The organism is Clostridium tyrobutyricum DSM 2637 = ATCC 25755 = JCM 11008, from assembly GCF_000359585.1.
GTDB classification, from domain to species: domain Bacteria; phylum Bacillota; class Clostridia; order Clostridiales; family Clostridiaceae; genus Clostridium_B; species Clostridium_B tyrobutyricum.
The window spans coordinates 17,874-34,107 of sequence record NZ_APMH01000028.1; the positions used below are offsets into that span (position 1 = coordinate 17,874).

The window sequence follows — 16,234 nt, forward strand, 5'->3', positions numbered from 1 at the left end:
TATATTTCATAATCACCTACGTCTAATTCTAGTAACAGCACTTACAACGGCAGTAGTAATTATTACAGAAAGTATAGCTTCTGGTATTCCATTTATTGCTCCTACTGTTATAATGCCTTTCTTTGCTGCGGATACACTTATGTTTAAAGCTTTTGCATAGGGTGTTACATAAATAACAAATATGAATCCCAAAACCCCAACAGTATTTATAATTGATCCTATTGCAGCAGCTATTGGAATAGAAACAGATTTTTTTCTCTTCTTTATTAAGTAATATACATAATAGGATGCTATGCCAATACATATTCGCGGTAAAACAGATACTATTGGATTCATGAATACAAATGAAATAGGTGTTGGACTTGTAATAGACTGAATTATACTAAACACTCCAAATATCAATCCAACTAATGCTCCAACCAATGGTCCTTCTAAAATTGCTCCTATTATAACCGGTATATGCATTATAGTAGCTTTGACAGGTGGAATTGGTATAAATCCAAGTCCAGTTACCCCAAGCACAATAGAAATTGCAGACAACATACCTATTACAGTCAATTGTTTAACAGTTAACTTATGCCAAATTTTTATTTGTTTTTCCATAATCCTCTCCGCTGTTATTCCTCATAAGGATATAACTCGGAACCTCCTTTTTTATAATTAGTTCAGTTTATTAGATACCGACAATTTTATTCTATCATATTTAATTATATTTTCAATACACTTAGTTAAAAAAAACACAATATACAATTATCAATCTCTTATTATTGGAAAACCTTCTCTGAAAAATTTTCGTGGATACAATAAATCTATTACTTTCTCTCTACTGCATTTACCATTTTCCATAAATATATCCGGTATACCCTTAAGTGATATCCTTACATTATCAATATTGAATATATCACATATATTTTTAATACACTCCACTTTAGAACTATCTTTATTCACATTTAAATACTCTGATATATTTTGTCCTGTCAGCCAGCTTTTTCCTCCACAATAATCAGAATCATAATTTATCAATGAACATTTTAAAGTTTTTTTATCATTTCCGGATATAGATGACATAAAAAAAGTTTTTACCATTATATCATCTATAGGCAGACTGTATCCTGCAAATACTATGTGTTTAGCATGCTTTATAATAAGTCCCATTTCAGTTTTAATTTCTCTAAGACAGGAAACTTTCTTACTATTAGCCAATGTTTGCATTATAATGGGCATGTCATAGGGATATGTTATTTGTCCACAATATGGGCATTCTATCGAACCTCTTTCATAAGTTTTTTCTTTAGAAGTTCTATACTGCCAGCCAATTTGAAGGTCTTTTAAAAGTGATGGCCCAAATATATTAGTTGACATTTTATTACAGCTGTTAGATAAATTTATTATATACTTGCCGCATTCCGGGCAAATTCTGGAGCCAAACATTCCATGTGGAAACAACATTTTTCCCATACGGATTATTCGAGATGGATAATTATAGTCATTTATCCCTTTACACTGGGATTCATCTACTGTATATTTTATTTCCGATTCACTATAATTTGATCCAATAAATGCTGTTTGTATTCCAAAATCCTCGTATAATTTTAAATTCAAACCGTCTTTTAATTTTATATTTTTTTTATTTATTTCTCTATTTGTATTACACAAATTCCACAATAAGACCGGATCCCAATTGAAAGAAATTATTGCATAAGAATATAGATAAAATCTTCTGCTATCTCTCTTATATCCTCTTCTTTCAAATTCTTTCCCTTCTTCCACCATAAGTTCAGTTAAAACTTTAGAAAATTCATAATAAGGGCTTATATTCTCTTTGTCAAAATATCCAGGTTTATTTTGTACACTTATTCTTTCCAATTCTTCAATAATAAGAATGAGACATCTTTTTGCAGCCTGTATTCTTTCTACTCTCAAAAAATGATTATTGCCATTTAAAAATGCATTATATCCCATATTATTTTCTATAAGTTGATCCATCATAGTAAATAATTCATGCATGTCAAGTTTTGCATTTGTTTTTATTATAATCTTCAAAGCTTTTATATCATATATTTTTGAAAGTCTTTTATCATTAATTAAATCATAATTTATCAGTTTTTTAAATGCATTTATCAATTTCTCATCTTTACCATATAAAAAAGAAAAATCATCTTTAGTTATTTTTAAGATTAATTCTATCAATTGTTTAGTTCCATGAAGGCCTAAATATTTTGTAGCTCCGGCACCCCAGAGTACAATAGTTTCAGGCCAATACTTTTCTGGCATACAACTATCCCCTCTGAATTTGTTATTTTTAACAAAAGACTAGATGATTCAAATCATCCAGTCTTTTATTTCAACTATTATTTCAAATTATTTTCATATGCTTCTATCATCTTTTTAACCATCTGGCCACCTATGGATCCAGCTTCCCTGGAGGTTATGTCTCCATTATAGTCATCCTTTAAAGTTACTCCAACTTCTCTTGCTGCTTCTATCTTAAATCTATCCAAACCTGGCTTTGCCTCTGGAACTAATACTCTATTTCTTCTTGACATAATTAATTCCTCCTTGTTTCAACAAATTTTTTGATTAAAGCATTTTATATTTTGTGTACTTAAAGTTTGTGCATTTTTCAAATTTATAAACTATAAAATTAATTGAAATCAAGAAAATTTTTGCATAAATATACATAAAAAAACTTTCCCTATTTGCAACACAAGGAAAGTTTTAAATTATTTAAATTTGTTTAATAGCTCCTCTTTTTAATGCCACATTTATTATGTTGAACAATATTACAGCTACTATGGTATTTATAACAGCGGCTGGTAATACTACTGTTACAAACATTACATTAAATCCAGAAGCAAGACCTACTGTAATTAGAATAATTGTTAAAAATATAGATCCACTTACTATAGTTCCCAAAGCTGTAGTCAATGCTATATTTATTTGATTGTTTACTCTGTCTCTAAGTGGTTTTAAAAATAAGAACATAACATTTACTGTTATAAATTTGTCTATTACATTGGCATACTGTCCACCTGGTATAGTTGTAGTTGCTGCCGCCAATAATCCGGCTACTATACCAGCACAAAGGCAGACTTTATAATTTTTATTAAGTATAACTATTATAAAAAGCATAGCCAAAGATATATCCGGTTTCATTCCAAGTAAAAGTGGTGGTGATATCTGATGTAATATTGCACCTATAGCAAGTAATATAGAATTTATAATCATCTTTTTTAAATTCATGAACAACACTCTCCTAAAATTAAAATATAATTTCAAATATTAATAAAATATAAAAAATAAAAACCCATCCTAAAAATTAGGACGGGATAATCCGCGGTACCACCTAAGTTGTGCTATAAAAGCACCTCTTAATCTAAAACACTAACATGTTCCGTCCATTATAACGTATGGATTACGGTAACTACTACTCTCCAAAGATTTCGCTTTACTCCTAAAAGGCCCATTCACTATTCGTTACTGTGCTTAGATTCCACCATTCTAAACTCTCTTGAACTAAACTAAATAGTTACTCTTCCCTATCAAAGGATATTTATACTATGATTATAGTATCATTTAATTTTAATATTGTCAATACAATTATTTTTTTACATCATCATTTTTTTGATTTTTAAATATTTCTTCATAGCAATAATTTATTATATCACTTCTTTTTATAATCCCTATAAATATATCATTATCATCTACTACAGGTACAAAGTTTTGATTTACCGCAATTGATATTAAATCCTTCATATCTGAATTAATACTAACTGGTTTATTATTCATATGCCTTGGTATATCCTTCAAAATTACCTTACTTGTATTTTTAAAATTCAAATCAGGAGTATTTTTAAGTTTCCAAAGTAAATCACCCTCTGTAAGAGTTCCTACGTATTTTCCAAATTTATCTATTAATGGGATTGCTGTATACCTATGTTCTTCCATTCTCTCCAACGCCTGTCTCATAGTAGAATTTGGAGTTTCACAGACAACATCTTTTTTCGGTGTAATAAAAAATGCTATATTCAAAGTATCATTCTCCTCAATATTTTGTTTCGTATTTGTAGAACAAATCTGCTCCACAAATACATTTGTTTATATTATAAGTAATATATAATTATTGGTATCCATTGGAACTGTAAGTATTAAAAGTAAAAATCGGCACAGCCTCAAATTTAGGGAAGCAAACACTCCCCTAAATTCAAAAAACCTTTTTTAATTTTAATATGAACAATGGAGGTATTCAAAATTAAACCAGAGATTTCAGATACTATCTAGAACATTCAGCCTCAACTTGTAGTAACTTCTTTAATACATCCTCTATATTATTTTCTAATTTTTCATCTATTTTTGTACCACCCTCGGATACAGAATTTACTGCAATCTTTAACCCCTTCGTTATATTGCTTATTTCCTCCAATGTTAGTAACATGAGTATGTTTTCCTTCATATTAAACAGCCCCCTTTACCTAACTATAAATTTTTATTAATTTAAATAAAAATATTGATTTGCAATAAATGACAAGTGTTCAGTCTACCTCACTTGTCATTTGCATAAGTCATATATTCAATCAATATTATATTTTCAAAAAACTATTAACATCTTGCTATAAAATCATAATATTCTTCAAGCATATATTGTGTGTATTTCTTTCTTCCCATTAGTCTGAATATTATATCTGAACTTTTGTATCCTTCTTTATATAATTTATACTCTCTTAGAAGCTTTTTTAGCATACCTTTATTTATTTGAATCAATTTAACCAATTCATCTAAAGTATAAAACTCCTTATATAATAATTTTTCAAGTTTATTCTGTAATTCAAGCTTATACTCCAAATCAATCTTTCTACTCTTATGTGGTCCATTCTTTCCCCTATGATGTTCTGAACAAAGATATTTGAAATTTAATGGAAAATCAACTCCTCCTTGACTTCTATAAACTATATGATGTTTATCAGCTAGTTTACCACAAATCTCGCATTTGAACAATAGCTTACCTCCTAAAAATTTTAAAATATTAAATTATATAGAGATATTATATCTTATAAGTATTACTTGTCCACTTACTTGTAATTAATTTAAATTCATTATATCATAACTTAAAAATTATTTCACATATAAATATTGTATTTTAAGTCCATAATATAAGTATTTTACAGAATATTAATTGTTATCTAAAATATAACTATGATAAAGTATATTTTAATCATTATTTCAAATTTTACATCTAAAATCAAATTTATAATTATCAGTTTATACAATATGATATAATAGACATCTAAAATAATAAAACAAACTTTAGCGTTAGGATGAAGGTTATGAAAAATATTCTATTTTTAATATTTGAAGTCAATATATTAGTTTCAATTATAGTTATAATACTTGAAAGAAAAAATCCCGAAAAAACTATTGCCTGGCTGGCTATTTTTATACTTCTTCCTCCTTTTGGCCTAATAGCCTACATATTTTTAGGAAGGAACTGGAAAAAGCACAAACTCAATAATGAAATAAGTATTAAAATCGAAAAATTAATAAATGAAGCAATTAAGAAATTAGAAGACGACACCTATAAACCCTTAATAGAACTTCTGTCTAAAAATAGTGAATCACCACTTTTTACAAATAACAACATAAAGATATTTAGAGATGGGATGGAAAAATTTGCATATTTGGAAGAAGAACTTTCAAAAGCAAAGTATCATATTCATATGGAATACTTTATTATGAAAGATGATATAATAGGCAATAAAATAAAAAATATTTTAATTAAAAAATCTCATCAAGGTGTAGTTGTAAGAATAATACTTGATAGAGTTGGATGTATAAAATTAAAAAAGGAATTCATACAGGAATTAAAGGATGCTGGAGTAAAAGTAGTGCAATATTCTTATTTTCTAGCACCTCTTTTAAAACACATAAATACACAGATAAACTACAGGAATCATAGAAAAATAGTAGTTATAGATGGTAAAGTAGGCTTTGTAGGTGGTATAAATATTGGTGATGAATATCTTGGAAATAGTAAATTTGGATATTGGAGAGATACTCATATTATGGTAAAGGGAGATTTTGTATTCGGTCTTCAAGCTGTATTTTTAGATGATTTTACTACTATAAAAAATGCAAATAGAGATTATTTCTTCTATAGTGGAAACTTTGAAGAGTTTTTTCCAAAAACATCAAATATAAATAATAAATTAATGCAACTTGTGAAGAGTGGCCCCGATTCTGAATTTCCAGCTATTGAACAGGCAATTCTCAAAATGATAGGCATGGCTAAAGATCACATATATATAACTACTCCATATTTCATACCCACACAAAGTATATTGAATTCTATAAAGATAGCATCATTAACTGGTGTAGACGTTCGTATACTGTTTCCTGGAAGATATGATCACATATTAGTTTACTATGCTTCCAGGACTTATTTGGAGGAATTGGTAAAGAACAATGTTAAAATATACTTTTATGATAAAAACTCTTTTGTACATGCAAAAACCGTTTCTATAGATGGAAAATTGTGTACTATAGGTACTGCTAATATGGATATACGTAGTTTCGAACTGAATTATGAAATAAATGCTGTTATATATGACCAGGATACTACAGAGGAATTAGAAGATTTATTTTTTAAAGATATACTAAAGAGTAAAAAGGTAACAGAAGAATATTTTATTAGTCTGTCCCCTTTTATAAAAGCCTTCGAAGCTTTCTGTAGAATGTTTTCAGCACTACTTTAACTTACTGTTCTTTGATATATCCTTTTCTATATGCAATTAACAGTGTCTCTAAATCCAACACCTGTTTTTTAAGTTCAATACCAATGTCAGTATCTCCTACACTTTTTCGCTTTGCCGCCTGCTCCAATATTATAGTTGATGATATAATATCTTTATCATTTTCAACAGCATCTTTAATAGATGTAAATGGCTCATGTGAAGTCAGCAGGAATCCATAGGAATTATATATAAGTGTATATCCTGCAATTCCAGTTTCAGGTTGATATGCTTTACAAAATCCTCCATCAATTACAAGCAGTTTGCCATTTGCTTTTACAGGGCTTTCACCATTCTTGGTTTTTACAGGTATGTGACCATTTATAATATGTGAACCTTCAACTTTGAGATTAAATTCTTTAAGTATATTTTCACATACTTTTTCATCATCTCTATATTTGTAATAATAAATTTTTTCTTCATGATGGGTACTTTTGTCATCTATAAAATATCTTTCAAAAGTTGTCATTTTCATTTTTCCAAATAGTGGTGAGTTCTCACCGCACCACATATACCACATCATATCCATACTATATTTTTTATTTTTAATATTATTGTTTAGAAAGTATGCTTCCCTTGCTAATTTATCATATCTATCTAAAAGTCTTCTTCCACTGTAAATAAATTTCCCTATTTTAACTTTTTTAAAGCTTCCATCTTCATTTAAAGGTATACATCCATGATACATTACATTTGAATTGTATACTAGATACATACTTCCATTATTATATAAAAATTTAATATGTCTTTGAAGTTTTTCACTGTTTACAAAAGATTTGGTCAATCTTTTTATAATATATTTTTCTGGATCTGTAAGTTTATATGGATTTTTCCAATCTACAGTTGGAAAATTAGTGTCATTTATCTCATACATCTTTCCATCAATATTTACTTGACTCTTATCTATATCTATTTTATCTAAAAGCAATCTGTTATTCATATTAAATTCTGGATGATTTTTTATTATATTACCTTCAAGTTTAAACTGTATTATAGCTATTGCTTTGTGCATCTTAGCAAAAAGCTCAAAATCACTTTTATTTATATTTTTATCTAATGTTTTTGGACTAAACTCACTGCATGGGTCATCAGCATAAGTATCCATGGCAAATGTGGCAAGTGGAAGTAAATTTATTCCATATCCATCTTCAACAGTAAGCAAATTAGCATATCTTAAAGATATTCTCAATACATTTGCTACACAAGCTTCACAACCAGCTGCAGCCCCCATCCATAGAATATCGTGATTACCCCATTGAATATCTACAGAATGGTGTTTCATTAAAGCATCAACTATTATTTCAGCACCAGGTCCTCTATCATATATATCCCCTATAATATGCAGTCTGTCTACTGATAAATACTGTATAAGTTTAGAAATAGTTATAATAAACTTGTCTGCTCTTCCTATCCTAACTATTGTCTTTATTATTTCTCTATAGTATGCCTTTTTATCTATTTTATCACCTTGTTCATGTAAAAGTTCTTCTATTATATAGGCAAAATCTTTAGGAAGCGCCTTTCTTACCTTTGAACGTGTGTATTTGGAACAAACATTTTTGCACAGCTGTACAAGCTGATATAGAGTTACTGAATACCATTTATCCAAGTTATAATTCTTACTTTGAATAATTTTAAGTTTTTCTTCAGGATAATATACAATAGTTGAAAGTTCCGCCTTTTCTTTTTGCGTAAGAGTATCTAAAAATACGTCGTCTATTTTCCTTTTTATTACTCCTGAAGCATTTCTCAACATATGGGTAAAAGATTCATATTCTCCATGTATATCACTTATAAAATGTTCCGTAGCCTTTGGCAAATTAAGTATTGCCTGAAGATTTATAATTTCAGTACTTGCACTGGATATTGTTGGGTACTCCTTAGAAAGGAGTTTTAAATAACGTAAATCCTTTTCAATCAAGCTATCTTTTATTTCCATAATGCAGTTCTCCCTGTATAAATTTATTTAATATTTATGCTATACTAATATAATTATAATATATTATTTTTACATTGTATACTCTAAATTTTACAATTAGTATAACTTAATCAAATGAATAATTTTCTGTACTCTATAATATATAAGTATACCCGTTGAATTTTTCAACGGGTATACTTATATGTTATATTATTTAATTATAAGATTGTGGGCATTATAAATAATCATACGAAACAACAATTTATAATACTATTATATAATAATTTAAGTTCTGTATCAATATATTTTGTGTTTATTTTATAATATTTTCTTAGCATAAATAGTACAGATTAATATACTGTACTATTTACTTTTAACTTTTAATGCTCTCATGGAATTTAGAACTGCTATAAGTGCAACTCCAACATCCCCAAAAACCGCCATCCACATATTTGCTATACCTAAAGCCTCTAAAATTAGAATAATAACCTTTACCCCTAATGCAAATACAATATTTTGATATACTATTTTATTAGTTCTTTTTGCTATCTTAACAACCGTAGCTATTTTTGAAGGTTCATCCGTCATAATAACTACATCTGCTGCCTCAATAGCTGCATCTGATCCTATACCACCCATGGCAATTCCTACATCGGCCCTTGCAAGTACAGGAGCATCATTTATTCCATCTCCTACATAAGCTATCTTTTTATTCTTTTGTTTTTGTCCGTCTATATACTCCAATTTTTTAACCTTCTCATCAGGCAAAAGCTCGGCATATACTTCATCAATGCCTAATTTATGTCCTATTGATTCTCCTATTTTTTTGTTATCCCCTGTAAGCATTACAGTTTTTCTTATTCCTATACTTTTCAATGCATCAATTGCCGTTTTTGCATCTTTTTTTATTTCATCTGATATTATTATAAGTCCAACATAAGTTTTATCTACAGCTATATGAATTACAGTTCCAATAGCATTAATATGATTGCAGGATATATCCTGATCATCCATGAATACTGAATTTCCTGCCAGAATTTCCTTTCCAGCAACAATAGCCTTAATACCTTTTCCTGATATCTCAGTATAATCTTCAATTAAATCTCTATTTATATCCGAATTATAGGCTTTTAATATTGAAACAGCTATTGGATGATTGGAATAGACTTCTGCATAAGCTGCATATCTTAAAATATCCTCTTTTTCAAAACCGTCACAGGATTTAATATCTGTAACTTTAAATATTCCCTTGGTAAGAGTACCTGTTTTATCAAAAATAACTGTATCTACACTATTTAAAGCTTCTAGATAATTTCCTCCCTTTATTAGGATTCCTTTTTTAGATGCTCCTCCTATCCCTCCAAAGAATCCTAATGGCACTGATATAACCAATGCACATGGACAAGATACTACTAAAAATCCAAGAGCTCTATAGAGCCATTTTGAAAAGATTTCACCAGGTACAATCAATGGTGGCAATACAGCTAAGGCTATTGCCAGCCCCACTACTATAGGAGTATAGTATTTAGCAAATTTTGTAATAAAATTTTCTGTAGGTGATTTTTTACTGCTGGCATTTTGAACCAGATCCAGTATTTTGGATACCGTAGATTCTCCAAACTTTTTATTTACCTTTACAGTTAAAAGTCCATTTTTATTTATATATCCTCCAAGTACAGTGTCTCCATATGATACATCCCTTGGTACGGATTCACCTGTCAATGCTGAAGTATCCACCATAGAATTTCCTTCTGTTATTTCTCCATCTATAGGAACTTTTTCCCCAGGCTTAACCAATATCAAGTCACCTATATTCACATATTCAGGCTTTACCTTTTTTATGCCATCTAGTGTTTTTAAATTTGCAAAATCAGGCTTTATATTCATAAGTTCAGATATGGATTTTCTCGATCTATCCACTGCTTTATCCTGAAAATATTCTCCTATTCTATAAAAAAGCATTACTGCTATGGATTCTGGAAATTGTCCAATTGAAAAGGCACCTATGCTTGCAATGGACATTAAAAAATTTTCATCAAACACTTGACCATGAGAAATATTTTTGCATGACTGCAGCAATACATTTTTTCCTATCATTAAATAACTTATAAGATAAAGTGTAAATTCAGTCCAATGTGAAAAGTTAAAAATAATGGCAATAGCATAAATTATTATTCCTGATACAAGTATCATTTTTTCAATTTTACCGGTTCCCTCGTCACACTCTTCGTTATCTATTACTGCTTCATTTAAACCATATATAACTTCTGCATCAGGTTCTATTTTACCTACTATGGATTTTATATTTTCAATAATAGAAGCAACATTCGAATCATCATAGAGTTCAAATTTAAGTTTTTTTGACAGGAAATCTAGAGATGCATTTTTTATTTCTGGCATTTTTTTTACTTTATCCTCTATCTTCGCTGCACAATGTGCACAATCCAACCCATCAATAATTGCCGTTTCGCTTGAAGTCATTTTTTCTTTTATATTGCTATCTTTTAAGTCCACTCCAAGAATATCATTCATTATATTTTCCCCCCCGCAGTATTTGACGTTATCATAACATATGAACATATGTTCATATGTTATGATATAAGTATAGTTCAATAAAATTTAATTGTCAATACTATAAAAAAAATAGAGGTATCTTAAAATTAATTTCAAGATACCTCTATTTTTCAACTTTACTCTATTTTAGTTACTTCATATCCTGCATCTTTAACAGCTGTTTTTATAAGATCGTCATCTATATCATTTGAAGATTTTATAACAGCAGTTTTGCTGTTCAAATCCACTTTTACACTTGAAACTCCATTTATACCTTCCAGCGATTTCTTGACATGCTGCACGCAGTGCTGACAAGTCATTCCCTCCACATGTACTGTTTTCTTTATTTTACTACCAAAAAACATAATATTACTCCTTTCATATTTTATTCAATTTATATTTTACAATTGATAATTGACAATTTAATCATATTACTTGGACAGGTTTATACCTTTTAAGCCTCAATGCATTTAATAGTACTGAAACTGAACTAAAACTCATAGCAAGAGCAGCTATCATAGGATTTAGAAGTGGTCCTCCAAATATAAAAAGTACTCCCATTGCAACAGGTATTCCCAATGTATTATATCCAAAGGCCCAAAAAAGATTTTCTTTTATATTCTTTATGGTCTTTTTACTTAAATCTATAGCAGTAACTACATCCATTAAATCACTTTTTATAAGTACTATATCTGCTGATTCAATAGCCACATCAGTACCGGAACCTATTGCCATGCCTATATCAGCCTGTGCAAGGGCAGGTGCATCATTTATTCCATCCCCCACCATTGCAACTTTTCTGTTTTGTTTCTGAAGCTTTTTAATTTCATTTGCCTTATCTTCTGGAAGTACTTCTGCCAAAACAGTATCTATACCTATTTGTCTTGCTATAGAATCTGCAGTTTTTTTGTTGTCACCAGTTATCATGGCTACCTCTATTCCAAGAGAATGAAGTTTTTCAATAGCTGCTTTGCTGCTTTCTTTTACGGTATCAGCTACTGCTATTATTCCTGCAAGTTTATTATCAATAGATATATACATTGGAGTTTTTCCATGGGATGCCAATTTATGAAACTTTGATTCCATATCATCCAGAAGAATGTTATTGTCAATCATAAATTTTCTGTTTCCCAAAAGAATACTTTTATTATTTATAACTGATACAATACCATGACCTGGAACAGCATGAAATGAATCCAACTTTTCAATAGTAATTTTTCTATTTTCTGCTTCTTTTACAATAGCTTCTCCAAGCGGGTGTTCAGATGCCTTTTCACAAGAAGCGGCAATTCCAAGCAAATAGTTTTCATCAGTATTTCCAACTGTATATATATCAGTTACCTTAGGTTTACCATCGGTTATAGTACCTGTTTTATCAAAAACCACTGTTTGAATTTTATGAGCAGATTCAAGTGCAACTCCACTTTTTATAAGTACTCCATTTTCTGCGCCTTTCCCTGTACCTACCATTATTGCCGTAGGTGTAGCCAGCCCAAGTGCACATGGACATGCAATTACAAGAACGGATATAAATATAGTTATAGCAAATACAAAAGATTCACCATATATAAACCAGGCAGCAGAAGATAGAATAGCAAGTGTTATAACCACAGGTACAAAATAACCTGCTATTACGTCTGCAAGTTTTTCTATAGGGGCTTTTGAGCCTTGTGCTTCCTCTACTAACCTTATTATTTGTGAAAGTACCGTATCCTTCCCTATTTTAGTAGCCTTATATTTAATAAATCCATTTTTGTTTATACTTGCTCCAATAACTTTGTTGCCTGCTATCTTTTCTATAGGTATACTCTCTCCTGTAAGCATTGATTCATCAATAGATGTTACCCCTTCAACTATTTCTCCATCTACTGGAATCTTCTCTCCAGGTCTTACTACTATTATATCTCCTACTTTTACTTCATCAATGGAAATCTCAACTTCAGCATCATTTTTAATTACCTTGGCAGTTTTAGGTGCAAGTCCCATAAGCTTTTTTATTGCCTCTGATGTCTTTCCCTTGGCTACTGATTCAAAATACTTTCCTAAAGTTATAAGTGTAAGTATTACTCCTGCTGATTCAAAATACATATGATACTGCATCCCATCAATAAATGTCTTGACAACAGACACTGTACTGTATAAAAATGCTGCCGAAGTACCAATAGCTATAAGTGAATCCATATTGGGACTTCTCCTAAATAAAGATTTGTATCCTACACTAAAATATCTTTTTCCTATAATCATTACAGGTACTACTAAAATCAACTGTATCAATCCATAAACCCTGGTATGGATCATGGGATCCATATAATCCGGAAGCATATTGCCAGTTTTTTCGAGGATCATCGGTCCCATGGCTACAATCAATAATGGTATTGCAAATACTGCAGACATTATAAATCTATTCTTTAATTCAGATATTTCCTTCTCCTTCCTTTGTTTATCATCATCCGCTTGTTCCCAATCTTCTAATGCCTTATAACCAGCCTTCTCTATAGACTTTTTAACATCTTCAATTTTAGCTTTTTCAGGATCGTAACTTATTTTTAGCTTTTCTGCTGCAAAATTTACGTTTGCTTCACTTACACCTTCTACCCTCGAGGCTGCTTTTTCTATATTTCTAGCACATGCAGCACACGTCATGCCTTGTACTTGTAAAATTTTACTTGTCAATTTTATGCCTCCCTCTATTTAAATTTACTAATCCAATAATTTTTTTAAAAGGCTCATTATTTCATCAACCTTTTCTTCACCTTTATTATTTAAAAATGCATCCTTTACGCAATTGTCCAAGTGCTGTCTAAGTATCATAAGATTTGCTCTCTTCAATACTGCCTGAGCAGCTATTATTTGATTGGATATATCTATACAATATCTGCCATCCTGTATCATTTTTATTATTCCATCAATCTGTCCCTTTGATGTTTTTAACGCTTGCAAAGCTCTTTTCTTATCTTCATTCATGCAACAATCCATATTATATCCTCCCCACCCCTGTAGGGTGCTATATAGTAAAAAATATAAATTTAAACACTGATGTTTAAATTTACTTTAAATAAATAATAATGATTCTCATTTCTCATCTTATTATACTACTTAATTTTAATTTTTCATAGTATTTAATGAAATTTTGTTACTTGTATATATTTACACAAGTTCCCAATCTTATATATTCCTTTGCTCTATAAATATCCTCATCAGACATTGCAATGCATCCGTACGTCCAGTCATATTTTGTTCCTCCTCCATGAATTCCTATTTCTCCTCCCAAAGGAGTATGCCATGGTGGTGAAATTTTCTCATCAATAGCGTCCTTTATTTTATTATATGTAATTTTGTTTATTAAATTTTTATTCAAACCATTTTCTGCATCTTTTATATTAGGATAGCTTATTCCAAAAAAATATTTATACTTGCTGTTTGTATTTATATAACATACGTAATAACTACCTTCTGGAGTCTTGTTATCCCCTTCTCTTTCTTTTTTGCCTTCAATTTGCCTTCCCAATCCTATTTTAAATCTTCCTATGAGTTTTTTATCAGCATACAATTCCATAATTTTTTTGCTTTTGTATATTGATATAGAAGTATTTACAGGTTCATTTAAAGGTTTTTTAAAAAATACCTTTTTTTGATTTGTTATATTTTTCGAATTTACAGATATTATTTTATTGGTATTATTGATTTTAACATAATTTCTTATGGATAGCCCAGAAATCAAAAGCATTAAAATTATGCCAAATATCAAAAATATCACAGGAAAAATTATATTTTTATTCTTCATTTGATCACCTAATTATACTTTTTACTTTTTGAGTATGGTCCTTTAATTTGTTATCATAAACAACTGTAAGTTTATTGTTAAGCTCTATCATATTATCGCCTAACTCATATACATTCTTCCTACCCCTGTTAATGTCGTTTTTGGCACTTTGTACAATCTTAAAATTACTGGATGAATTTTTAATTTGAATATCTACTAAGTCAGCGATAATTATAATAGAAAAAATACTAATGGCAATTATCAATTCGATTAAAATGTTTTTTATTTTTTCCATAAGTGGCCTTTTCGTATTAATACATTCCCCTTTTAAATAAATTAACTATATTGTTATTTTATCATGTCACTTATGGATTGTCTAACATTTTATTGTTTTAATACCATATAATGCTATTTATATTTGCCGCATATTTATAGATTATTGTGAAGTAAATTTATAATTTTACGTAATTCCCTTATTGGAATCTGACCTGGCGCTGAAATATTTTTAGCTGATCCAAATGTCATATCACTTCCAAACAATTCTCCTGACAATCTACTTATAACACCTTTGCCTGCCATAGACATAGTAATAATAGGCCGTTTTGCATATTTCTCCTTCATAATACGAGTTGCATCCAGCAATGTTATAACATCCTTGGGACAGTTTGGCATAACCGCAATTTTAGAAATATCAGCACCTAACTGTTGAGCTCTGCATAAGCGAGATATTATTTCATCCTTAGTCGGTGTTTTATTGAAATCATGATTTGATATAATTATTGATACACTATTTTCGTGAGCTCTTTTTATCAATTGTTTTATATCTTCAGTATGATTAAACAATTCAATATCAACAATATCAACAAATTTTGTATCAATCATAGAGGTATTCAATTCAATATAGAATTCTCTCGTAGCTTCTATTTCCCCACCTTCACTATAGCTTCGAAATGTAAAAATTATAGGTTTGTCGTAAAGTATCTCTCTAATCATCTTTAATACTTCTTTAACCTTATCTATATTTTTAACATACTCAAAAAAATCTACACGCCACTCTACAACATCCGGATCAATCTTTTTTAGAAAATTTGCTTCATCAATAATATCATCAGTAGTCCTACCTACCATTGGTACACATATCTTAGGATATCCAACTCCAATTACAACATTTTTAACTTTAATGGAAGTATACTGTTTAATATTTATAAATTTATA

At 29.5% G+C, this 16,234-nt stretch carries 15 protein-coding genes, 1 pseudogene and 1 other annotated feature; of the genes and pseudogenes, 1 reads left to right on the forward strand and 15 read right to left on the reverse strand.

Annotation, left to right across the window (positions count from 1 at the left end):
- Window positions 1-12 precede the first annotated feature (12 nt).
- The 7 genes from J418_RS0111300 to J418_RS0111330 form a co-directional block, all read right to left on the reverse strand.
- Window positions 13-603 (reverse strand): ECF transporter S component, encoded by a 591-nt coding sequence (locus J418_RS0111300; protein ID WP_017750956.1) that lies wholly within the window; start codon window positions 601-603, stop codon window positions 13-15.
- Between the two features lie 150 nt (window positions 604-753).
- The gene (locus J418_RS0111305) at window positions 754-2,274 is read right to left on the reverse strand and encodes a hypothetical protein (RefSeq protein WP_017750955.1); all 1,521 of its coding nucleotides are present in this window, start codon (window positions 2,272-2,274) and stop codon (window positions 754-756) included.
- A gap of 77 nt (window positions 2,275-2,351) precedes the next feature.
- Window positions 2,352-2,546, reverse strand: a complete 195-nt coding sequence (locus tag J418_RS0111310) for an alpha/beta-type small acid-soluble spore protein (protein WP_017750954.1) — start codon at window positions 2,544-2,546, stop codon at window positions 2,352-2,354.
- A gap of 181 nt (window positions 2,547-2,727) precedes the next feature.
- A complete protein-coding gene (locus tag J418_RS0111315) occupies window positions 2,728-3,249 on the reverse strand; it encodes a tryptophan transporter (RefSeq protein WP_182915956.1) in 522 nt (173 codons plus the stop codon).
- 68 nt (window positions 3,250-3,317) lie between these two features.
- Window positions 3,318-3,555, reverse strand: a binding site (T-box leader).
- A 45-nt stretch (window positions 3,556-3,600) separates the two neighbouring features.
- A complete protein-coding gene (locus tag J418_RS0111320; protein WP_017895611.1) occupies window positions 3,601-4,032 on the reverse strand; it encodes a CBS domain-containing protein in 432 nt (143 codons plus the stop codon).
- A gap of 241 nt (window positions 4,033-4,273) precedes the next feature.
- Complete coding sequence (locus J418_RS0111325; protein WP_017750951.1) at window positions 4,274-4,453, reverse strand: hypothetical protein; 180 nt, start codon at window positions 4,451-4,453, stop codon at window positions 4,274-4,276.
- 146 nt (window positions 4,454-4,599) lie between these two features.
- Complete coding sequence (locus J418_RS0111330) at window positions 4,600-4,995, reverse strand: HNH endonuclease (RefSeq protein ID WP_017750950.1); 396 nt, start codon at window positions 4,993-4,995, stop codon at window positions 4,600-4,602.
- 329 nt (window positions 4,996-5,324) lie between these two features.
- Between J418_RS0111330 and cls the strand changes: the two genes are divergently transcribed.
- The gene (gene cls, locus J418_RS0111335; protein WP_017895612.1) at window positions 5,325-6,749 is read left to right on the forward strand and encodes a cardiolipin synthase; all 1,425 of its coding nucleotides are present in this window, start codon (window positions 5,325-5,327) and stop codon (window positions 6,747-6,749) included.
- A gap of 1 nt (window position 6,750) precedes the next feature.
- Here cls and J418_RS0111340 read toward each other — a convergent pair whose 3' ends face one another.
- From J418_RS0111340 to aroD, 8 genes and pseudogenes are all read right to left on the reverse strand, one after another.
- Window positions 6,751-8,724, reverse strand: coding sequence for a fructose-bisphosphatase class III (locus J418_RS0111340; protein WP_017750948.1), 1,974 nt, complete (start codon window positions 8,722-8,724; stop codon window positions 6,751-6,753).
- Between the two features lie 342 nt (window positions 8,725-9,066).
- On the reverse strand, window positions 9,067-11,235 hold the full coding sequence (locus tag J418_RS0111345) for a heavy metal translocating P-type ATPase (RefSeq protein WP_017895613.1): 2,169 nt from the start codon (window positions 11,233-11,235) through the stop codon (window positions 9,067-9,069).
- A 158-nt stretch (window positions 11,236-11,393) separates the two neighbouring features.
- Entirely contained in the window at window positions 11,394-11,621 is a 228-nt protein-coding gene (locus J418_RS0111350) for a heavy-metal-associated domain-containing protein (protein WP_017895614.1), read from the reverse strand.
- Between the two features lie 61 nt (window positions 11,622-11,682).
- Window positions 11,683-13,926 (reverse strand): annotated as a pseudogene (locus J418_RS15620) (heavy metal translocating P-type ATPase); the annotation flags it as partial.
- A gap of 30 nt (window positions 13,927-13,956) precedes the next feature.
- On the reverse strand, window positions 13,957-14,220 hold the full coding sequence (locus tag J418_RS0111360) for a metal-sensing transcriptional repressor (RefSeq protein WP_023625401.1): 264 nt from the start codon (window positions 14,218-14,220) through the stop codon (window positions 13,957-13,959).
- A gap of 169 nt (window positions 14,221-14,389) precedes the next feature.
- Entirely contained in the window at window positions 14,390-15,040 is a 651-nt protein-coding gene (locus tag J418_RS0111365) for a L,D-transpeptidase family protein (protein WP_017895616.1), read from the reverse strand.
- A 4-nt stretch (window positions 15,041-15,044) separates the two neighbouring features.
- On the reverse strand, window positions 15,045-15,314 hold the full coding sequence (locus tag J418_RS0111370; RefSeq protein ID WP_017895617.1) for a hypothetical protein: 270 nt from the start codon (window positions 15,312-15,314) through the stop codon (window positions 15,045-15,047).
- Window positions 15,315-15,448: 134 nt separating this feature from the next.
- The gene (gene aroD / locus J418_RS16845) at window positions 15,449-16,219 is read right to left on the reverse strand and encodes a type I 3-dehydroquinate dehydratase (protein WP_235807045.1); all 771 of its coding nucleotides are present in this window, start codon (window positions 16,217-16,219) and stop codon (window positions 15,449-15,451) included.
- Window positions 16,220-16,234: the final 15 nt, after the last annotated feature.